The sequence below is a fragment of the Paraburkholderia sp. SECH2 genome (genome assembly GCF_030464795.1).
Taxonomy (GTDB): domain Bacteria; phylum Pseudomonadota; class Gammaproteobacteria; order Burkholderiales; family Burkholderiaceae; genus Paraburkholderia; species Paraburkholderia aspalathi.
Window position 1 is genome coordinate 71,756 of sequence record NZ_JALPRH010000016.1, and the last position, 19,474, is coordinate 91,229.

18 protein-coding genes are annotated in these 19,474 nt (G+C 61.6%); 10 read left to right on the forward strand and 8 right to left on the reverse strand.

Annotation, left to right across the window (positions count from 1 at the left end; all coding sequences use genetic code 11):
• Positions 1-3: 3 nt before the first annotated feature.
• From M0D66_RS24225 to M0D66_RS24250, 6 genes are all read left to right on the forward strand, one after another.
• Entirely contained in the window at positions 4-870 is an 867-nt protein-coding gene (locus M0D66_RS24225; RefSeq protein ID WP_266211744.1) for a MerR family transcriptional regulator, read from the forward strand.
• 209 nt (positions 871-1,079) lie between these two features.
• Complete coding sequence (locus M0D66_RS24230) at positions 1,080-2,081, forward strand: sulfonate ABC transporter substrate-binding protein (RefSeq protein ID WP_266211745.1); 1,002 nt, start codon at positions 1,080-1,082, stop codon at positions 2,079-2,081.
• Between the two features lie 247 nt (positions 2,082-2,328).
• Positions 2,329-3,933, forward strand: a complete 1,605-nt coding sequence (locus tag M0D66_RS24235) for an NAD(P)/FAD-dependent oxidoreductase (protein ID WP_266211746.1) — start codon at positions 2,329-2,331, stop codon at positions 3,931-3,933.
• A gap of 48 nt (positions 3,934-3,981) precedes the next feature.
• On the forward strand, positions 3,982-4,890 hold the full coding sequence (locus tag M0D66_RS24240; RefSeq protein WP_093638305.1) for an SDR family oxidoreductase: 909 nt from the start codon (positions 3,982-3,984) through the stop codon (positions 4,888-4,890).
• Positions 4,891-4,968: 78 nt separating this feature from the next.
• The gene (locus tag M0D66_RS24245; protein WP_093638812.1) at positions 4,969-5,850 is read left to right on the forward strand and encodes a metal-dependent hydrolase; all 882 of its coding nucleotides are present in this window, start codon (positions 4,969-4,971) and stop codon (positions 5,848-5,850) included.
• Complete coding sequence (locus M0D66_RS24250) at positions 5,847-6,836, forward strand: alpha/beta fold hydrolase (protein ID WP_266211747.1); 990 nt, start codon at positions 5,847-5,849, stop codon at positions 6,834-6,836. Before M0D66_RS24245 ends, M0D66_RS24250 begins: the two co-directional genes overlap by 4 nt.
• Here the strand turns inward: M0D66_RS24250 and M0D66_RS24255 are convergent.
• A complete protein-coding gene (locus tag M0D66_RS24255) occupies positions 6,811-7,365 on the reverse strand; it encodes a putative glycolipid-binding domain-containing protein (RefSeq protein WP_200619774.1) in 555 nt (184 codons plus the stop codon). The two genes, M0D66_RS24250 and M0D66_RS24255, sit on opposite strands and share 26 nt — an antisense overlap.
• 261 nt (positions 7,366-7,626) lie before the next feature.
• On the opposite strand from M0D66_RS24255, the gene M0D66_RS24260 reads away from it, so the two are divergent.
• The 3 genes from M0D66_RS24260 (at position 7,627) to M0D66_RS24270 (ending at position 9,708) form a co-directional block, all read left to right on the forward strand.
• Positions 7,627-8,571, forward strand: coding sequence for an urea transporter (locus M0D66_RS24260; protein WP_266211748.1), 945 nt, complete (start codon positions 7,627-7,629; stop codon positions 8,569-8,571).
• A 131-nt stretch (positions 8,572-8,702) separates the two neighbouring features.
• Positions 8,703-9,479, forward strand: a complete 777-nt coding sequence (locus M0D66_RS24265; RefSeq protein WP_266211749.1) for a class II aldolase/adducin family protein — start codon at positions 8,703-8,705, stop codon at positions 9,477-9,479.
• Positions 9,361-9,708, forward strand: coding sequence for a 4-oxalocrotonate tautomerase (locus M0D66_RS24270; RefSeq protein WP_200619777.1), 348 nt, complete (start codon positions 9,361-9,363; stop codon positions 9,706-9,708). The genes M0D66_RS24265 and M0D66_RS24270 overlap by 119 nt, the downstream gene beginning before the upstream one ends.
• Before the next feature lie 255 nt (positions 9,709-9,963).
• Here M0D66_RS24270 and M0D66_RS24275 read toward each other — a convergent pair whose 3' ends face one another.
• The 7 genes from M0D66_RS24275 to garD form a co-directional block, all read right to left on the reverse strand.
• A complete protein-coding gene (locus M0D66_RS24275) occupies positions 9,964-11,163 on the reverse strand; it encodes a porin (RefSeq protein ID WP_211703497.1) in 1,200 nt (399 codons plus the stop codon).
• Between the two features lie 73 nt (positions 11,164-11,236).
• Positions 11,237-12,589, reverse strand: a complete 1,353-nt coding sequence (locus M0D66_RS24280; RefSeq protein WP_054040217.1) for a TRAP transporter large permease — start codon at positions 12,587-12,589, stop codon at positions 11,237-11,239.
• Between the two features lie 7 nt (positions 12,590-12,596).
• Positions 12,597-13,076, reverse strand: a complete 480-nt coding sequence (locus M0D66_RS24285) for a TRAP transporter small permease (RefSeq protein WP_200621969.1) — start codon at positions 13,074-13,076, stop codon at positions 12,597-12,599.
• Between the two features lie 137 nt (positions 13,077-13,213).
• Positions 13,214-14,206 (reverse strand): TRAP transporter substrate-binding protein, encoded by a 993-nt coding sequence (locus M0D66_RS24290; RefSeq protein WP_093646447.1) that lies wholly within the window; start codon positions 14,204-14,206, stop codon positions 13,214-13,216.
• 641 nt (positions 14,207-14,847) lie between these two features.
• The gene (locus M0D66_RS24295; protein ID WP_266211750.1) at positions 14,848-15,777 is read right to left on the reverse strand and encodes an SMP-30/gluconolactonase/LRE family protein; all 930 of its coding nucleotides are present in this window, start codon (positions 15,775-15,777) and stop codon (positions 14,848-14,850) included.
• The gene (locus tag M0D66_RS24300; RefSeq protein WP_093646442.1) at positions 15,774-16,616 is read right to left on the reverse strand and encodes an NAD(P)-dependent oxidoreductase; all 843 of its coding nucleotides are present in this window, start codon (positions 16,614-16,616) and stop codon (positions 15,774-15,776) included. The genes M0D66_RS24295 and M0D66_RS24300 overlap by 4 nt, the downstream gene beginning before the upstream one ends.
• A 34-nt stretch (positions 16,617-16,650) precedes the next feature.
• On the reverse strand, positions 16,651-18,240 hold the full coding sequence (gene garD / locus M0D66_RS24305) for a galactarate dehydratase (RefSeq protein WP_266211751.1): 1,590 nt from the start codon (positions 18,238-18,240) through the stop codon (positions 16,651-16,653).
• A 239-nt stretch (positions 18,241-18,479) separates the two neighbouring features.
• On the opposite strand from garD, the gene kdgD reads away from it, so the two are divergent.
• Entirely contained in the window at positions 18,480-19,397 is a 918-nt protein-coding gene (kdgD, locus tag M0D66_RS24310) for a 5-dehydro-4-deoxyglucarate dehydratase (protein WP_093646437.1), read from the forward strand.
• The last annotated feature ends 77 nt before the right edge of the window (positions 19,398-19,474 follow it).

Here is a 19,474-nt window from a genome sequence, read left to right on the forward strand (position 1 = left end):
CTCATGCCCAAAACGCCGCCCCCCATTTTGCCCTCGTCCGACGCCCCGAGCGTCCCGGCAAGCGCCACGCCGCGCAACGAATACACGGTCGACGAACTCGCGCGCGTGAGCGACACCACCGTGCGCAACGTGCGCGCCTATCAGGATCGCGGCCTGCTCGAGCCGCCGGAAAAGCGCGGCCGCGTCGGCGTGTATGACGACACGCATGTCTCGCGTCTGAAGCTGATCAACCATCTGCTCACGCGCGGCTACACGCTCGCGAACATCCAGGATCTGATCATGGCCGTCGACGAAGGCCACGATCTGCGCTCGATCCTCGGTCTCGAAACCGCGATCGGCAGCCGCTGGTCGCGCGAACGGCCGAAAAAATACTCGCTGCTCGAACTGCTGCAAATGTTCGGCGACAAAGCCTCGCCGAGCGCCTTGGGCAAAGCGGTCGACCTGGGTTTGCTGGAGCGCGACGGGCTTTCCTTTGTGTCCGGCAACCCAACGGCGCTGGCCGCCGGCGCAACCATGGCCAAGGAAGGCATTCCGCTTGCCGACCTGCTCGACGCCGTGGGTATCGCGAGGCCCCATTTCAATGCGGTCGCCAAGGCGCTGGTCGATCTGGTGGTCCGTCAACTGGATCGCTATGACGCCGACGCCCTGCCGCCGCCCGCCGATGTGCCCGCCCTGGTCGACGCGATCTGGCGTGTGCGGCCGCTGGCGATGGTGCTGGTGGAAAGCGAAATGAACCGCGCGCTGGAAGAAGCCTCCGGCGACTATCTCGGCGACCGTGTCGCGGCGATCATGGAAAAGAAGCTGGGTCACGCGCCCGAAGGCACGGCAGGCGAGCGCGCCGCGGCAAAGAAAGACAAACCCAGGAAATAGCGTTGCACGCGGCCATTTGCTTTGATTTGCTTTGGCTAGCGGTGCTGTTCGCGTGCGGGGCGAGCGCCTTCCCTCCCGCGCGCGAGTAAGCGCTTTCATACCCCGGCTGTTCGCGCGCGCGTCATATTCAAATCTGCATTGCTTCGTTTGATCGGCGGGACGTCCATGCGACGATCTTCGACCAATTGAACGCAATGGAGATTCGCAGCATGTCCCGTCACACCCGCATTTCGCTACACGTCGCCGCTGCGTTGCTGGCGGCGCTCACCACATTCAACGCGACCGCGCAAAGCACCAGTAATGGCAACGGCAGCGAGCCGGCCAACGTGCTGCGTATCGGCTACCAAAAGTCGGGCTTACTCGCGATCCTCAAGGCGCAAGGCTCGCTCGACGAAAAGCTCAAGCCGCTCGGCTACAGCATCAAGTGGTTCGAATTTCCGGCCGGCCCGCAACTGCTCGAAGCGCTAAACGCGAACAGCGTCGACTTTGGCTATACAGGCGCGCCGCCGCCCGTGTTCGCGCAGGCCGGTGGCGTGCGCTTCGTGTATGTCGGCGCGGAGCCGTCAGGCCGTCATGCCGAGGCGATTCTGGTCAGAAGCGATTCCGCGCTGCATAGCGTGGCGGAATTGAAGGGCAAGCGCGTCGCGCTGCAGAAGGGTTCCAGCGCGAACTATCTGCTGCTCGAAGCGCTGAAAAAAGCCGGTCTGCGTTACGAAGACGTTCGCCCGGTGTATCTGGCGCCCGCCGATGCGCGCGCCGCCTTCGAAAGCGGCACCGTCGATGCATGGGCGATCTGGGACCCTTACTACGCGGCCGCACAACAGACGCTGAAGGCTCGTACGCTGGTCGATTATGCCGAGCTCAATAGCCCCAATAATTTCTACGAGGCGACGCGCGACTTCGCGCAGCAGCATCCGGATGTGATCGGTGCGATTCTTGGACAGTTGCGCACCACCGGCCTATGGGTGAATGACCATCCGGTGGAAACTGCTGCGCTGATCGCGCCGAAGGTCGGCCTCGATCAGAAGCTGGTCGAAACCTGGGTGCGCCGTTACCCATACGGCACCACCGCCGTGACCGACGAGATCGTGCGCTCACAGCAGGTCGTCGCGGATGCGTTTTACGGCGCGCATCTGATTCCGCAAAAAATCACGGTGAAGGACAACGTCTGGCAGAACCGCGAGGTGACTGCGGCGCTGGCCGCGAAGTGAAGCGGCAGCGGGCTGGCGCGCTGCCGGGCTGTACGCCTTGCGCATAGGCACTGTAGCCAGGAATAGCGGACCCGCGGGTCCGCTTTTTTACGCCTGATGTCCTTATCTTTATTTCACATTGCGGGAAAACCTGCGGCCGGTCTTAGAGACAAGGGTCTAACAGCCGACTTGCGTCATCCGTTGACAGTCTCTATTGTTACATCATTCAATGTAACAGTTAAGAGCCAACAACAAGGAGACGGATCGGATGAACGCACGCACGATGCCCCCCGACGACGCGGCGCCCAACGCATCCGCGTCCGTCGATACCGATATCGCCATCATCGGATCCGGCTTTGCCGGCCTTGGCATGGCGATCCGGCTGCGGCAAGCCGGCATGACCGATTTCATCATCGCCGAAAAGGCCGAGTCGGTTGGCGGCACCTGGCGCGACAACCACTACCCCGGTTGTGCCTGCGACGTGCAATCCCACGTCTATTCGTTCTCCTTCGCCCCGAATCCGCGCTGGACCCGCATGTTCGCGCGCCAGCCGGAAATTCGCGCCTATCTGGAAGAATGCACGCAACGCTTCGGCATCCAGCGTCATCTGCGCTTCGGCCACGAACTGGCCTCCGCGATCTACGACGAAACCCGCCGCCGCTGGCAACTGACGTTCGCGAACGGCCAGCAATGGTCGGCGCGCGTGCTGATTTCGGGGATGGGCGGACTGTCACGCGCGGCCCTGCCGAACATTCCCGGCATCGAGAAATTCAAGGGTAAGGCGTTCCACTCGCAGCACTGGGACCACACGTATCCGCTCGAAGGCAAACGCGTCGCGGTGATCGGCACCGGTGCGAGCGCGATCCAGTTCGTGCCGCAGATCGCGCCGCGCGTCTCGCATCTGAATCTGTTCCAGCGCACGCCGCCGTGGATCATGCCCAAGGCCGACCGCGCGGTGAAACCGTTCGAACAATGGTTGTTCAAGCACCTGCCGTTCACGCAGAAGATCATGCGTTCGGCGCTCTACTGCATGCTCGAATCGCGCGCCTTCGGTTTTGCGATTCATCCTTCGCTGATGAAGACCGCGCAGAAAGTCGCGGAGCGGCATCTGCGCCGCCAGGTGCCCGATCCGCAACTGCGCGCCACGCTCACGCCGAACTACACGATGGGCTGCAAGCGCATCCTGATCTCAAACGACTACTTCCCGGCGCTGTCGCGTCAGAACGTGTCGGTGACGACTACGGGCATCGCTCGCGTCGAAGAAGATGCCGTGATCACGACCGACGGTGCACGTCATCCGGCCGATTGCCTGATCTTCGGCACCGGCTTTCAGGTGGCCGACCCGTTTCCGGCCGGCGTGGTGCGCGGCCGTGGTGGCATCGATATCGTCGATACGTGGCGCGATGGCGCACATGCGTATCTCGGTACGACACTGCCTGGTTATCCGAACTTCTTCATGATCGTCGGTCCGAACACCGGCCTCGGTCACAACTCGATGGTGTTCATGATCGAGTCGCAGGTCGAATACGTGCTGCGCGCGCTCAAGACGATGAACGCGGAACGCGCCGATGCGATCGAAGTGCGTCCGCATGTCGAGCGCGCCTACAACGAACAGATCCAGCAGAAACTCGGCCGCGCAATCTGGTCGACGGGCGGCTGCAAGAGCTGGTATCTCGATCCGAAGACCGGCAAGAACACCACGCTGTGGCCAGGATTCGCCTACAAATTCCGCCAGGCGACCAGCACTTTCAGCATGGACGATTACCTCGCGTATTCGCCCGCGGTGCAGCCGGTAGGCGGCCACGTGGGCTCACAGCAGCAACCCGTGCATGCACATGGCAATGCAGCCGCGACATCCGCCGAAGCAACCTGAAAAAACATAACGACAAGGCACCGTTCAGAGAGGACAGGAGATAAGCCAATGAAGAACTTCACCGACAGAGTGGCCGCGATCACCGGCGCAGGCTCAGGCATGGGCCGTTCGCTCGCGATCCGGCTGGCGCGCGAAGGCTGCCACCTTGCGCTCGCCGATCGCAATGCCGCGAGCCTCGCCGAAACCGCGCAGCTCGCACAGGCCGCCGCGCCGCATATCGTCGGCTCGCCGCTGCGTATCACTACGCGTGTGCTCGACGTGTCGGACCGCGCTGCGATGTTCGAATGGGCCGCTGAAACGGCCGCGCAGCATCAGCGCGTGAACCTCGTGTTCAACAACGCGGGCGTGGCATTGTCGAGCACCATCGAAGGCATGGAGTACGCCGACCTGGAGTGGATCGTCAACATCAATTTCTGGGGCGTGGTGCACGGCACGAAGGCGTTTCTGCCTTATATCAAGGCGTCGGGCGAAGGACACATCGTCAATACGTCGAGCGTGTTCGGCCTCTTCTCGCAGCCCGGCATGAGCGGCTACAACGCAACCAAGTTCGCTGTGCGCGGCTTTACCGAAGCGTTGCGCCAGGAACTCGATCTGATGAAGTGCGGCGTGTCGGCTACCTGCGTGCACCCGGGCGGCATTCGCACGAGCATCGCGCAGTCGAGCCGGATCTCGTCGAACATGGTCGGCTTCATGCTGGAAAACGAACAACAAGGCAAGGACGATTTCGAGAAGTTTTTCATCACCACCGCCGACGAAGCCGCACGCGTGATTCTCGACGGCGTGCGCAAGAACAAGCGGCGCGTGCTGATCGGCCGCGATGCGCGCGCCGCCGACTGGCTGGCGCGTACGTTGCCGGCCGCTTATCAGGCGCTGGTCGTGATGCAGACGCGCCGCATGAAACGCATTGCGGAAAAGCGCGCACGCCGCGCCGCGCAAGTGGACGGCCGACGTGCGTGATGCACCGCCTGACGGCGTGCAGCGCGCAATGCAATCCACACGATCAACAGGACATAAAGGAAAACAGGGAGAATGGCCATGATGCCGGTTCGCCGCGACCTCCGCTTCAACTTACCGCCCGAACGCGCCTCGGATTGGCACGTGCAGGGCTCGCATGTGACACACTTCTTCAACGCGCTTTCGCTGCTCTTCCCTGCCGGCGAACGTTTCTTCATGGACAGCGTGCGCTACTACCGCGACCAGATCGACGACCCGGTGCTGAAAAAGCAGGTGCTCGGCTTCATCGGCCAGGAAGCGATGCATACGCGCGAGCACATCGAATACAACGATCTGTTGCAAGAAGCGGGTTTGCCCGCGCATAAGCTCGACAAGCGGCTGTGGGCGATTCTCAACTTCGGCCGCAAGATCCTGCCGCATTCGTATCAACTCGCGGTCACGGTCTGCCTCGAGCATTACACGGCGATGCTGGCGGGCCTGCTGTTGGAGGACGCATCGCGAATCGGCGGTTCGGTCGAAGGCTATACGCAGATGTGGACGTGGCACGCGCTCGAAGAAACCGAACACAAGTCGGTTTCGTACGACGTGTGGAATACGGTGCTGAAGCCCGGCCTCGGACGCTATCTGCTGCGCACTGGCACGATGCTCGCCACGACGCTGACCTTCTGGCTGATCGTGTTCGACTTCCACGTGCGTCTGCTAATCGCCGATCGCAAACGCGGCGGCCATATCCGCGGCATGTGGCGCGTCGTGAAGTATCTGTACGGCCCGCGTCATGGCGTGTTTCCGCGTATTGCCGGCGAATGGCTGAGTTTCTTCCGACCGGGCTTCCATCCGTGGGATCACGACAATCGCGCGCAACTGTCGCGCATTGACGGCCTAATCGCCGCGGTGGACGCCACCAACGCCGCCACGCCGAGCGCACGTAAAGCCGCACGACGCGGCGTGCAGGCGGCCGCGTGATACGCGACACGCTGTCGGTCCAGGCCGGCGACGTGCGTCTCGCGGTCTACGTGAGTGGACCGCGAGACGCGCCGCCGATCGTGCTGGTGCACGGTTATCCGGATTCGGCGGCGGTGTGGGAGCCAGTGCGCGCGCAACTCGACGCGCGCTACCGCGTCATCAGCTATGACGTGCGCGGCGCAGGGGCATCTGACGCACCCGGGTCACGCGCGGCTTACCGGCTCGAACGGTTGGCCGCCGATCTCGCGGCCGTCGCCGATGCAACGTGCGGCGCGCGACCGTTTCACCTGGTCGGCCACGACTGGGGTTCCATTCAAAGTTGGGAAGCGGTCACTGATCCGGCCTTCAAAGGCCGCATTGCGTCGTACACATCGATCTCAGGGCCGTGCCTGGATCATGCGTCTTTCGGCTTACGCGGCGTTAGCGCTGGTGATGATGCTGGTGCTGGTGCCGATCGTGCGGAACAGTCCAATGCGCATCAGACAGCCAAGCGCCCGTTCGGCAGCGGCCTTCGGCAAACACTCAAATCCTGGTACATCTTCTTCTTTCACCTGCCGTTGCTGCCGGAGCTGGTATGGCGCGCGGGCGGCGCACGCACGTGGCCGTTATGGCTGCGCCTGACCGAACGGGTACGCCCTGAACGCGATCCTGCGCAGATGCGCAACGCGATCAACGGTCTGAATCTTTATCGCGCCAATTTCATCGACAAGTTGCTGCACCCGCGTGCGCGCCATGCGCATGCGCCAGTGCAATTCATCGTGCCGCTGCGCGATCGCTACGTCGGGCCCGAGCTCTCCATTGGACTCGAAGGCTGGCTCGGTCCGTATAGCCGCACCGAAATCGATGCCGGGCATTGGGTCGTATTGCGCGAACCCGAGCGTATCGCGGCAGGCATCGAGCGCTTTGTCGAGCAGCACCGGGCACTGCAAGCAGACAACGGTGGCCCCGGCGCCTCGACGGTCACCGGTCGCGCGGCAGGCGTGTGAACAGCGTCGGATAGTCGATCACGAGGCCGTCTCCATCCACCGTCAGGTCCGCGGTGAAATTGCGGAAGATGCCCTCATAGCGATACACGCGATTCAACTCTATGCACGAATACGCCTGTTCGGCACGCGTAACCTGTAAATCCGGCGTCGAAATATAAGCCACGGAAATCGGCTGACGTTCGCCTTCGGCCAGTTGCAAGCGGCGGATCGGCAACGTGTTCGTATAGGGCGTCGCGGCGATATCGATATCGATGCAGCCTTCAATCGCGCTCAGCACGAGGCCATGCCCGTCGTGCCAATGGCCGGCGCCGTCGCCGTGCAATTCCAGCTCAGCGCCGCCGACGATCTTCAGCCACGCGTACGTGGTGCGCCATTGCGCATCGCAGCGCACCTTATAGTGCAGGCCATATTCCTTGCCGTAGCGCTGCCCGACCAGGACGCTTTCCACCGCAAAGCCGTCCGCGCGCGCGTCGAACACCAGATGTTCGAAGCCGTCGCCTTCTTCCGATGCCCACCTTAGTTCACGCATCAGCCTGTCTCCTTGTGGAACGGCGCGGCAAACGCGCCGGGTTTCTATCGTAGCGCGAAAATTTTCGGTTCGCCGACGCATCGTTTTCCGGCTTTCGGCTCTATCGTGCGCATGTGTCGCAAATAGCCACTATCAACGGCGGCGATGCCCGGCGCGGCGCCAGTAGCCTATGCTCGCGGTTTATTTTCAACCTGACCCGCTGCGCGTGCCTCACCGGCACGCGGCAAAGTCGCGCCGCATCGAATCCGCCGCCCTCAAACCATGCACGCCGCCGCAACCGAAGCACACTCCGCCGCCTTGCGCACCCTGCTGCGCAGTTTTGGCCAGATCGTGCTGCAACCAAACGCCTTCACCGGCGCGTGCCTGCTGGGCGCGTGGCTGCTATACGATCCACGTCTCGCCTGCGCGGCGCTGATCGGCGCGATCGCGGCCAACGTGAGCGCGGTGCTAGCCGGCTATCGCGAGCACGACACGCGCGCCGGCCTGCATGGCTTCAATGGCGCGCTGGCCGGTCTCGCCGCGTTCAGCTTCATCGCCGACAACGCGACGGCCGCCGCCGTGGCCATCCTGGCTGCGACAAGCACGGCATGGCTGCTGGAACCGTGGTCGCGCTGGTTGCGCGCGCGTGGTCTCGGCTATTTCTCGAGCCCCTGTTTGATCGTCACGTGGCTTTGGCTGCCGCTGGTGACACGTGTCGCTCAACAAGCAAGCCTCGCCACCGAACCCACGCTCAGCGCGGTGCAATTGAGCAGCGGCTTACTCGCCGGATTCGCGCAAACCGGCTTTGCGTCTGGCGCGTTGCCAGGCGTGCTCATATGGATCGGCATTGCGGCTGCGTCAAGACGGCACGCGTTGTGGGCGCTGGTCGGCGCGGGCCTCGCGAACACCATGCACCTGCTGCTCGGCGCGAGCGCAAGCTCGTTCGACGCAGGCCTGTTAGGATTCAACGGCGCGCTGACCGCGATCGCGCTGGCCGATTGCGGCATCGCGATGACGCTCGGCGGTGTTGTGCTTTCGGTCGTGCTGCAGATGGCGGCTGCTTACTATGTGTTGCCGGCCATGACCGCGCCGTTCGTACTCTCGACGTGGAGCATGCAGTGGCTCACTGGCCGTTTTACGCAAGGTACGGCAATGGCCAAACTGGCGAAGCGAGTCGAAGCCGGAAGGCGTGTCACGTCGTCAGCATCGTTCAGGCGCCCGGGTTAGCACTGCGGGTTTGGGTTGAAGATTTGGGCCAAGGGCTTAAGCCTCAGGTTTGAGTGCAGATCCTGGCCGCGGGTTTAACCCATGGACCCAAGTCGCAACCACAGCGCATCAAGCAATCTCAGGAGACAGACATGTCGTTCACCCATACGCCCACTGGCCGCGTCACCGAGGCGGGGCCAAGATCCGAAGCGGAACAGCAGACCCGCGTCGATCTGGCCGCCGCCTATCGCCTCGCGGCGCTCAACGGCTGGGACGATCTGGTCTATACGCATATCTCAGCCAGCGTTCCCGGCGAACCCGGTCACTTCCTGATCAACCCGTTCGGCCTCGCATTCGACGAAGTGTGCGCGTCGAACCTGGTGAAGATCGATATCGAAGGCAACATCGTCGGCGCGAGCGAGCATCCAGTCAACGCCACCGGCTTCGCGCTGCACGCCGCCGTACACGCGGCACGTGCCGATGCTTTCTGCGTGATGCATTTGCACAATACGGCAGGCGTGGCGATTTCCGCACAACCGGCCGGCTTGCTGCCGGCGTCGCAACATGCGCTGCGTTTCTACGGCCACCTCGCGTATCACGATTACGAAGGCCTCGCCTTTACGCCGACCGAAGGCGAACGCCTCGTCGCGCATCTCGCCAACAAACCGGCCATGCTGTTGCGCAATCACGGCACGCTGACCGCCGGCCGCACCGTCGCCGAAGCCTATGTATTGATGGCGACGCTGATCAAGGCCTGTGAAATCCAGTTGCAGGCGCAAGCATGCGGCAGCGAACTTGTCGTGCCGGGCGATGCCGTCGCAGCACGCACAGCCGATCAACTGTACGACGGCGGTGCGATTGAAGGCGCGGTGGAATGGCCTGCGTTGCTACGCAAGCTCGATAGGCTCGATCGCACATACCGCGATTGAATTCACTTCTCAACATCACTCATCACGGAGTCATGCAATGCCCACGTTTCGTATCGAACTCTTCGAAGGCCGCTCGCTGGAACAAAAACGCCAGTTCGTCGAAGCCATTACCAAAGCGACTTGCGAATCGCTCGGCGTCGAACCGAACTCGGTGGACATTATCCTGACCGACGTCAAACGCGAAAACTGGGCAACGGGTGGGCGTTTGTGGTCCGAACCGGACGCTTGATTGTCCGTATTGACCATCCAACGTCTTAATCCTGTCCGATTGTCACAACAGATTCGCGGCCTGTGAGCTGAAAAGCCGCCACTGGGTCTGTCCGTGGACAGTAGCGCGACACGGGGCGCTTCGCGACTGAACCGAAGTCCGTGCGCCATAGAAAATGCTGCGCGCGTTGCGCGCGCAGCAGGTACTTCTGGGTGACGCGTATCTGAAACGCGTCGGCGTGGCAGTGTCGACAGACGCCGCCACGCCACCCGGCAATTAGAACCGGTGGATGATGCCTACGCCCGCAGCAAACTGGCTGCGTGACGAGGACGGCGCGCTGTTCTGGCCGTCGCCGATATCCGCCGTTGCGTTGATGATGCTCGTGCCGTTCGTTCCGATCGTCTGACCGCCCGCACGCTGATAGGCTTCCAGCGCGTACAGACCAGTGCGCTTGGAGAGGCTGTAGTACTGCGAGAGGTTGAACTGCTGATAGCGTGCCGAGCTCGAGATGCCATTCGACTGCGTTGCGCGCGTATAGCTATAGCCAGCAGCCAGATCGAGCACCGTCAACGGCTTGAAGTGCAGCACTGCGCCAGCGGTGTTGAAAATCGCCTCGTTGTGGAACTTCGAGTTGATGCCCGGGATGTACTGCACGTTCGAGTACGAGAACGAGACGTCCCATTGCGCGCTGAACGCATAGCCGCCCGTCACCGCAACGCGCTGCTGCGCCTGCGCCGTCTGGTAGCCGTTATTGATGCCCGACACACCCGCCTGCGCGCCCGCATTCGACGTCGTGGAGTTAGCGTCCCACGCACCGCCGCCAGACGCCGCGTTATTGATGCGCTGGTAGCCTGCCGCGATCCCGAACGGACCATTCAGGTACTGGATTGCCGCGCTATACGTCGAACCGGCATTGGTGCTGCCCGCCACGCCACCCAGCGCATACGAACCGCTCACCGTCACGCCGTACATACTCGGCGACGTGTACACCAGCGAGTTATTCACGCGATACACCGTATCCAGCGAGTCGATATCGCCCGGGTGTGCGCCGTATGCGCCCGTCAGCCATGTGGTCGGGCTATACGGCGACAGCAGCGTGTAGTACGACGTGTATTGACGGCCGGCCGTGAACGAGCCGTACGTGGCATTGGCCACGCCGACATACGCCTGCCGGTTGAACGCCAGACCAGTGACTGCCTGTGCGCCGGTTGCGCTGTTAAAGCCTTCTTCCAACTGGAAGATCGCCTTCGTGCCACCGCCCAGATCTTCGGAGCCCTTCAGGCCGAAGCGGCTGCCGGCCCAGATGCCGTTCAGCATCTTGATCACCGAGCGGCCGCCACTCGTCGAACCGAGCGACGTCTGGCTGCTCTGATAACCGATCCCCGTATCGACGATCCCGTACAGCGTCACGCTGCTCTGAGCGTGTGCGCCGAGGGCGACCAACCCAAGGGCCGAGGTTGCTATTACCTTTTTCATTTCTGCTCCTCTTTAAAAAACTTATTTGTCGTATCTGGCAGTGCCACACCGGCGCTGACTCTTAATCAAGCATTCAAAACACCGGGTGACCATTGATCAGGCTAGGCAACCACGTCGAAAACATCGGTACGTACGTCACAATGTTGATCGCGCTGAAGATAGCCAGGTAATAAGGCCACGCCACCTTGGTGGTTTCACCTATCGACACATTGCCGATCGCGCACCCGATGAACTGCACCGAACCAATCGGCGGATGCACGAGACCCAATGCGCAGTTCAGCAAAATCATGATGCCGAACTGAACGGGGCCGACGCCGGCATGCATCGCCATCGGCAGGAACAAGGGCGTGGTGATCAGGATGTGCGCGGCCATATCGACGAACGTGCCGAGGAAAATCTGGATGATGTTGATGTAAAGCAGCATCAACCAGGGCAAGCTCGTTGCACCGTCGAGCATGTGTTCGATGGCGTCGGGAATCTCCAGATAGGCCATCTGGTAGCGCAGCATGTTCGACACGCCGATCAGCAGCAACACCACGCCCGTGGTTTTAGCGGCCTTGGACAGCGCATGAAAGAGTTTCTTCATCGTCATCGTGCGATAGATGACGATCGTCAGCACGAGCGAATAAGCCACTGCGATAGCAGCGGCTTCCGTCGCTGTAGCAATACCCTTGGCCACGCAGAACAGAATGATCGCGATCACCATCAAGCCGGGCAATGCGCCGAGGAACGTGCGGGCCACCGCGAACCAGCCGGGAAAGCGCTGCAATTCGGTCGAGCCGTCAGGACGGCGCGGATAGCCGAACTTGACCGCTTGCCAGTACGCGGCGATGAGCACGAAACCCATCACCCAAAGCACCGGCAACAGACCAGAAAACAACAGATCGCCGATCGACACACCACTCATCTGGTGACCGTTCAACGTCCCCGTGATGCCTTGGGCCGCGAACGCATAGATGATCATGTTCGTCGACGTGGGCATCAGCGCGCCCGCCAGCGACGAATGGGTCGTCACGTTGACCGCATAGGCCGCGCTGTAGCCTTCGCGCTTCATCAGCGGAATGACGACGCCGCCCATGGCCGACGTGTCTGCCGTCGGCGAACCGGACACACCGCCGAACAGCGTGCACGCGACCACGTTAGCCATGCCGAGCCCACCGCGGAAATGGCCCACCGTGGCCTGCGCAAAGCGCAGGATGCGGTCGGCGATACCACCGTGCAACATCAACTCGCCGGAGAAAATGAAGAACGGGACCGCGAGAAACGAAAACGCGTTCATTCCCGAAATCATCGACTGCATGGCGGTAGCCGCCGGCAAGCCTTCATACAGATAGGTCAGGACGCACGAGAGTCCCAACGCGAACGAAACAGGAACCCCGAATACGAGGAAGACGAGGAAACTAACTGAGAGGATGGCAAGTTCCATGATTCTTCTATTTTTGTTTCTGTGCGAAAAGCCCCAGCAGGTTCTCGAACGAGAACAGAGCGATGCAGGCGCTGGCAATGACCGGAATCAGATATCGAAGCGCTTCCGGAAGGCCCAGGATCGGGATCTTGTCGTCCATCGTCGTTTCCGCCATCTGCCAGCAGCCGAAGAAGATCGCCACGGCCAGCACGATCAGGCAAATATGCTGGAACGCATGGGCGATCGTCTGGCCTTTCGGCGGCAGCTTCTTGACTAGCGAGTCGAGCCCGATGTGGCCGCCTTCGCGAACTTTGAGCGCGGCGCCGAACATGGCGATCACAATCACCAGCAGGAGGGCAATGGGTTCGACAAAATCCGGTGCATCGCTGAAGACATAGCGCATCACGACGCTATAAATCACCAACAGGCACAGCGTGGCGAGACTCGCCGACGCCACGATCACCAGCACGCGGAAGAGAAAATCGTTTGGGCGTTTCATGAATCTCATTGACCCCATCCTTGCATACAGCGGACTTATATTTGATCTTCAGGAATCCTGCCAAGCCTCACCGGCTCAGGAAACCGCACGGCGGGAGAAACCGGCAGCGCGCTGCACGGCCCTTCTCCACCGTGTTACGTCCAAACTTATTTGACTGCCTGGATTTCGTCGACGAGTTGCTTCATTTGCGGCGTCTTTTCATACTTCGCCCAGACCGGTTGCATCGCCTTCACGAAAGCAGGACGGTCGATCTGCGACGCGGTAACGATCGTCGCGCCGCCCTTGGTGACCGTCTTTGCCGCGTCGGCTTCACGCGCGGTCCACAGCTTGGTGTAGTAAGGCACTGAGTCGGCCGCCGCCTTCTTGATGATGTCCTGTTCCTGCGGCGTCAGCGTGTCCCACACCTTCTTGGAGAACACCAGCACTTCCGGCGTCATCGAATGCTGGGTTTCGGAATAGACCTGCGCGACTTCGAAGTGCTTGGTCTCTTCGTACGACGGCAGGTTGTTTTCCGCGCCATCCACCAGACCCGTCTTCAGGCCCGTATAGACTTCGGCGAACGGCATCGGCGTCGGCGTGCCGCCCATCGCCTTGATTTCGTCGACCATCAGATCCGACGGCTGCACGCGTACCTTGAGGCCCTTCATGTCGGCGGGAGAATGGATGGCCTTCTTCGCGTACATCGAGCGCGCGCCGCTCTCATAGAACGTCAGCGCGATCATGCCCTTCGCCTTGAAGGCGTCGAGAATCTTCTGGCCTTCCGGGCCGTACATCACCTTGCGGAAATGGTCGATGTCGCGGAACAGGAACGGCAGCGACGGAATCATCGATTCAGGCACGATCTCGTTGAAGGCTGCACCGTTGGCGCGCGCCATATCCAGTGCGCCGATACGCACCTGATCGATCGTGTCGTTTTCGGAACCCAGCGCGCTGTTGCCGAAGACCTTCACGGAATCCTTGCCACCGGTTGCCTTGCTGATTTCTTCACCCATATATTTCACGGCCATATTGGTCGGATAGGTGTCGCCATGCACGTCCGACACGCGGAACACGCGCGCGTGTGCCGATACGGTGCTGAACGCCAGCACGGAGGCCGCGACAATCATCGAAACACGGGAAGAGGCAAACTTGTTTTTCATCGTGACATTCCTTGAAATTAGATCATCCGGATGCGGAGGGCCGCTTACGAAGGACCGCTTTCGCGGGGTCGCTTACGGAAGGCCGCTTACGGATGCGACATGGTTTTGATGCGTCTCCCGGCTCCACGCACGCAACCCCTGTGGGTAGCGTGTGGTTTGCCGTGCTGGCCTGTTCTGCTTCCCCGGAACAGATGCTCAGCACTCCTGTCAGACAACTCGACTTCTTTGCTTCGACTGCTTCGGCATGAACCCCGCGCGCGTTGGTCATGCGCGCAGAGAACGCTGCCCTCTTTGTCCAGCGCCCCAAAACCATCTTGAAATGAATTTGTTGGGGCTCATATGTTGTACGACGACATATGAAGTCTATAAAACGTGATATGAGTTGTACAGCCGGTATTTACCCGCACGACAGCGGGTTAGACGTAAAAGTTTCTGAGTCGAAATCCGGCCTGAAAGCTATGCCAGAAAGGGATGCGAGCAAAATCTCCGCTTCGCAGATTTATATTTTTCGTAGGGAGGAAGATGACCCGAGAGTGGCATTTTTGCCACTATGTTGTACGACAAGTGATGAATAAAAGGCTGCAACTGTTGGGCGCCGGCGTGCTAATTCCCCGGCGCCCCGCCTCATTCACGTCGCTTATTCAGAGTTCGCCCGCGTATTCGGGCTCAGGCAGCCCGGTCACAGCGGGGCGAACGGCGAACAGGTGGCCGTCGTGTTCACTCGCGCCCGTCGCGGGACGGATCGACGTCACGAACAGCGTGTCCAGATCCCGGCCGCCGAACGCGCACATCGCGGGCTTCACGGCCGGCACGGCAATCTGCCGATCGAGCTTGCCTTGCGGCGTAAAGCGCAGCAAGAGGCCGGCGTCGTTTGCGCAAATCCAGTAGCAGCCGTCCGCATCCACGGCTGCGCCGTCGGGACGACCAGCGTAATCATGCAGATCAGCGAATACGCGCCGATTGCGCGGCTCGCCCGCTTCGATGTCGTAATCGAACGCCCATATTTGCCGGCGCAGAGGATGCGAGTCCGACAGATACATCGTGGTTCCATCCGGCGACCACGCCAGACCGTTTTGCGTGATCAACGCGTCGACAACCGGCGCCGACAACATGCCGCGCTCGTCGAAGCGATAGAGTGCGCCCGCAGGATTTGCCGCTGCCATATCCTGCACCATCGTGCCGGACCAGAAGCGCCCTTGCCGATCGCAACGGCCGTCGTTGAAGCGCATATCGTCGAAAGCGAAGTGCGGCGCGGCGAGCTTTCTGCCCGTCACCTTCATCGCTTCGCCACGGGGCGCGCCTTCAGTCAGCGTGACAGCGAAGAGCCCCGTCTCACAGCCAGCCAGGACCGTGCCGTGATGATCGAAGGCGATGCACGCCACCTTCTCCGGCAATTGCCACTCGGTGCGCTCTCCAGAATCGATCCGCTGCCGCACGATCTTTTGCGCCGGAATATCCACCCAGTAGAGCGCCTGTTCAGCGGCACGCCATACCGGGCTCTCGCCGACTGACGCGGGCGCCTGCCCTGCCGCTTCGACACGCTCCACCCGCGGGTTCGTCAAGCCGCTCACCGCTTCGGCTCCATCGGACCGGCCAGCACGAACGGGCCGCCCTGGAAATGCTGCGTCGGATCGTCGAGGTCGGTGGTGGGCGCCGTGACCGGAAAGAGGTGCTCGAACTCGATCGAACTGTCCTGCGGACGAAAACCAAGGAACGCCGCCTTGGTGTTGTCGACCCACTTGGTCCGGTTATCCGACACGCCATAAACGATTGCGTGGCCAACCCGGTTGGTGAACAGCGAGCAGCGCACCAGTTCGATAAAGTCGCGATAGCTCAGATAGGTGACGAGCATGCGCGGATTCTTCGGCTGCTCGAACGACGAGCCGATCCGCAGACACACCGTCTCGAGACCAAAGCGGTCGAAGTAATAGCGCGACAGCGATTCGCCGAAGCACTTCGTCACGCCATACAGGCTGTCGGGACGCAGCGGCGCGTCGATATCGACCACCGACGTCGTGGGATGAAAACCCACCGCATGATTCGAGCTCGCGTACACGATGCGCTTCACGCCCTGCTTCTGCGCCGCCGAATAAAGGTTGTACAGGCCGCGGATATTCGCTTCGAGCAGATCTTCGAACGGCGCCTCGACGGAGATGCCGCCCAGATGCACGACCGCATCCACGCCTTCCAGCAGCGCGTGAACGGCGGCTTCATCTGCGAGGTCCACGATCGATGCTTCTTCGTGCGCCGCCACTTCGCCCAGCGGCGCGATATCGGTGACGCGCACGACATCGGCCCATGCAGCGAGCGCACCGCGCAACTGCTGGCCGAGGTTGCCGGCAGCGCCGGTGAGCAGAAGACGGCGGAAAGGTTTCTGCGCCGCCGGGCGGTCGAGGTTCGAGTCAGTCATGTCTCAGTCTTTGTCGTGATTACGATCGGTACTATCAGGTCACCGGCGCTGGATTGAACAGCGTCAACGCATTGTGGAGTTTGAGTTTCTCCGCGCACGTCTCTTTACGTCCGCTTGCGACGTCGAGCATCAGGCGGAACAGCTCCCAACCCACGTCTTCGATCGTCGCTGCGCCGGTCGCAATAGTACCGGCGTTGATATCCATCAGATCGTGCCAGCGGCGCGCGAGATCGGAGCGCGTCGCGACCTTGATGACGGGCACTTCCGCGAGGCTGTACGGCGTGCCGCGGCCGGTCGTGAACACATGCAGGTTGATGCCCGCCGCGACCTGCAGCGTGCCGCAGATGAAATCGCTCGCCGGCGTGGCCGCGTAAATCAGGCCCTTCTGCTTGACCTTTTCACCAGGCGACAACACACCTGAGATGGCCGAGTTGCCCGACTTGATGATCGAGCCCATCGCCTTTTCAACGATGTTCGACAAGCCGCCCTTCTTGTTGCCGGGCGTGGTGTTGGCGCTGCGGTCCGCACCGCCGCGCTTCAGATAATCGTCGTACCACTGCATCTCGCGGATGATCGCAGCCGCCACGTCCGCGTTGGCCGCGCGTGCCGTCAGTTGATCGACACCGTCGCGCACTTCGGTGACTTCGGAGAACATCACCGTCGCCCCGGCGCGCACCAGCAAATCAGTCGCGAAGCCCACGGCGGGATTAGCGGTCAGTCCGGAAAATGCATCGCTGCCGCCGCATTGCACGCCGATCACCAGATCGGAGGCCGGGCAGGTCTCGCGGCGGCGATTGTTCAGCCGCTTCAGGTGACCCTCGGCCATTCGCATGATCGACTCGATCATCGACTGGAAGCCGACGTGCGCTTCGTCCTGAAGCACAACAACGTCGCCATTCAGATCGGCTTCGACGTCGCCGATGTCAGCCACTTCGGCGACATTCGCAGCAGCGGCAATCGGAATCGTGCCCGGCGGCATCAGGCGTTCAGGCTGCAGCTTCTCGCAACCGAGGCTGACCATCATCACTTCGCCGCCGAAGTTCGGATTCAGGCTGATGTTGCGCACCGTGCGAATCGGCACCATCGCGTCCGGGGCGTCGATCGCGACACCGCAACCATAGGTATGGCCGAGGCTCACCACATCGTCGACGTTCGGATAGTTCGGCAGCAGTTCGGCCTTAATGCGCGTGACCGCGTGCTGAACCACGTCGGCGACGCATTGCACCGTGGTCGTGATGGCCAGAATGTTGCGCGAGCCGACCGAGCCGTCGGCATTGCGATAGCCTTCGAACGTGAAGCCTTCCAGCGGCGGCATCTCCGGCGCCTTGATGGTGGCGATCGGCAGATCTTCCAGCCCCGGCGGACTCGGCATGCGGATTACGTGTTCGTTGATCCAGCTTCCCTTCGGCAAATCCTTGAGCGCGTAACCGATCACCACGTTATAGCGGATGACCTCGTCGCCTTCCGCGAGATCAGCCAGCGCGACTTTGTGCCCCTGCGGAACACGCTCGCGCAGCGCGAGGCCATCGGGAAATACGGCGCCCTCACCCAGACCGCCGTCGTTGACGACAATCGCGACATTGTCATTGGGGTGAACGCGAATGTAGAGCGGGGTTTGTTCCATGACATCGATCCTTGTGGCGATTTCACGCCTGCTGCGCCAACCGTTGCACCAACTGTTGCGTCAATCATTCATACGTCATCCTACAACATGAAAGATTGCCCAGACGTTCCGTATTTACCCTATGGCGCGCATTATGCCGTGAAAACATCGTTGAGTTAGCCGAATTTTTGTTGTACGATGACGTATAAGAAATCACCATTTCTAAATACTGACCCCATTCGACGCCCTGGATACTCATCATGACGACACCGCAGGAACTGAAGCAGATCGTTTCGGAAGGCCTTCTGTCCTTCCCCGTTACCGACTTCGACGAACAAGGCGATTTCCGCGCCGACACCTATGCCGAGCGCCTCGAATGGCTCGCGCCTTACGGCGCCTCGGCGCTGTTCGTCGCCGGCGGCACGGGCGAATTCTTCTCGCTCACGCATAACGACTACTCGAACGTCGTGCGTACGGCAACCGAAGTCTGCAAAGGCAAGGTACCGATTCTCGCCGGCGCCGGCGGCCCGACCCGCGTCGCAATCGCGTATGCCCAGGAAGCCGAACGTCACGGCGCGAACGGCATTCTGCTGATGCCCCACTACCTGACCGAAGCCTGCCAGGAAGGCATCGCGGCGCACGCCGAAGAAGTCTGCAAGTCCGTGCCGAACATGGGCGTGATCATCTACAACCGCGCGAACTCCAAGCTTAACGCCGACATGCTCGAAGGGCTGGCCGAGCGCTGCCCCAACCTGATCGGCTTCAAGGACGGTGTGGGCGAGATCGAGAACATGGTGTCGATCCGCCGCCGCCTCGGCGACCGCTTCTCCTATCTCGGCGGCCTGCCTACCGCTGAAGTCTACGCCGCGGCCTACAAGGCGCTGGGCGTGCCGGTGTACTCGTCGGCCGTGTTCAACTTCATCCCGAAGACCGCGATGGACTTCTATCGCGCGATTGCCGCGAACGACCACGCGACGGTCGGCAAGCTGATCGACGAATTCTTCTTGCCGTATCTGGCGATCCGCAACCGCCGCCAGGGCTACGCGGTCAGCATCGTGAAGGCCGGCGCGAAGCTGGTCGGCCACAGCGCAGGTCCGGTGCGCGCACCGCTGACCGATCTGACCGAAGAAGAAATGGCGCAACTCGACGTGCTGATCAAGAAGCTCGGCGCGCAGTAACACAGCAAGGCGCCAAGCCGTGCGAGCCTGGCCGAACTGGCTCGAGCACGCGGCACCGTAAAGAGCGTCCGGGACGG

Bases quoted from the DNA above. Each gene is read 5' to 3' on its own strand.
- M0D66_RS24225 (WP_266211744.1), top strand. From the start codon at position 4: ATGCCCAAAACGCCGCCCCCCATTTTGCCCTCGTCCGACGCCCCGAGC.
- M0D66_RS24230 (WP_266211745.1), top strand. From the start codon at position 1,080: ATGTCCCGTCACACCCGCATTTCGCTACACGTCGCCGCTGCGTTGCTG.
- M0D66_RS24235 (WP_266211746.1), top strand. From the start codon at position 2,329: ATGAACGCACGCACGATGCCCCCCGACGACGCGGCGCCCAACGCATCC.
- M0D66_RS24240 (WP_093638305.1), top strand. From the start codon at position 3,982: ATGAAGAACTTCACCGACAGAGTGGCCGCGATCACCGGCGCAGGCTCA.
- M0D66_RS24245 (WP_093638812.1), top strand. From the start codon at position 4,969: ATGATGCCGGTTCGCCGCGACCTCCGCTTCAACTTACCGCCCGAACGC.
- M0D66_RS24255 (WP_200619774.1), bottom strand. From the start codon at position 7,365: ATGCGTGAACTAAGGTGGGCATCGGAAGAAGGCGACGGCTTCGAACAT.
- M0D66_RS24260 (WP_266211748.1), top strand. From the start codon at position 7,627: ATGCACGCCGCCGCAACCGAAGCACACTCCGCCGCCTTGCGCACCCTG.
- M0D66_RS24265 (WP_266211749.1), top strand. From the start codon at position 8,703: ATGTCGTTCACCCATACGCCCACTGGCCGCGTCACCGAGGCGGGGCCA.
- M0D66_RS24270 (WP_200619777.1), top strand. From the start codon at position 9,361: ATGCCGTCGCAGCACGCACAGCCGATCAACTGTACGACGGCGGTGCGA.
- M0D66_RS24275 (WP_211703497.1), bottom strand. From the start codon at position 11,163: ATGAAAAAGGTAATAGCAACCTCGGCCCTTGGGTTGGTCGCCCTCGGC.
- M0D66_RS24280 (WP_054040217.1), bottom strand. From the start codon at position 12,589: ATGGAACTTGCCATCCTCTCAGTTAGTTTCCTCGTCTTCCTCGTATTC.
- M0D66_RS24285 (WP_200621969.1), bottom strand. From the start codon at position 13,076: ATGAGATTCATGAAACGCCCAAACGATTTTCTCTTCCGCGTGCTGGTG.
- M0D66_RS24290 (WP_093646447.1), bottom strand. From the start codon at position 14,206: ATGAAAAACAAGTTTGCCTCTTCCCGTGTTTCGATGATTGTCGCGGCC.
- M0D66_RS24300 (WP_093646442.1), bottom strand. From the start codon at position 16,616: ATGACTGACTCGAACCTCGACCGCCCGGCGGCGCAGAAACCTTTCCGC.
- garD (WP_266211751.1), bottom strand. From the start codon at position 18,240: ATGGAACAAACCCCGCTCTACATTCGCGTTCACCCCAATGACAATGTC.
- kdgD (WP_093646437.1), top strand. From the start codon at position 18,480: ATGACGACACCGCAGGAACTGAAGCAGATCGTTTCGGAAGGCCTTCTG.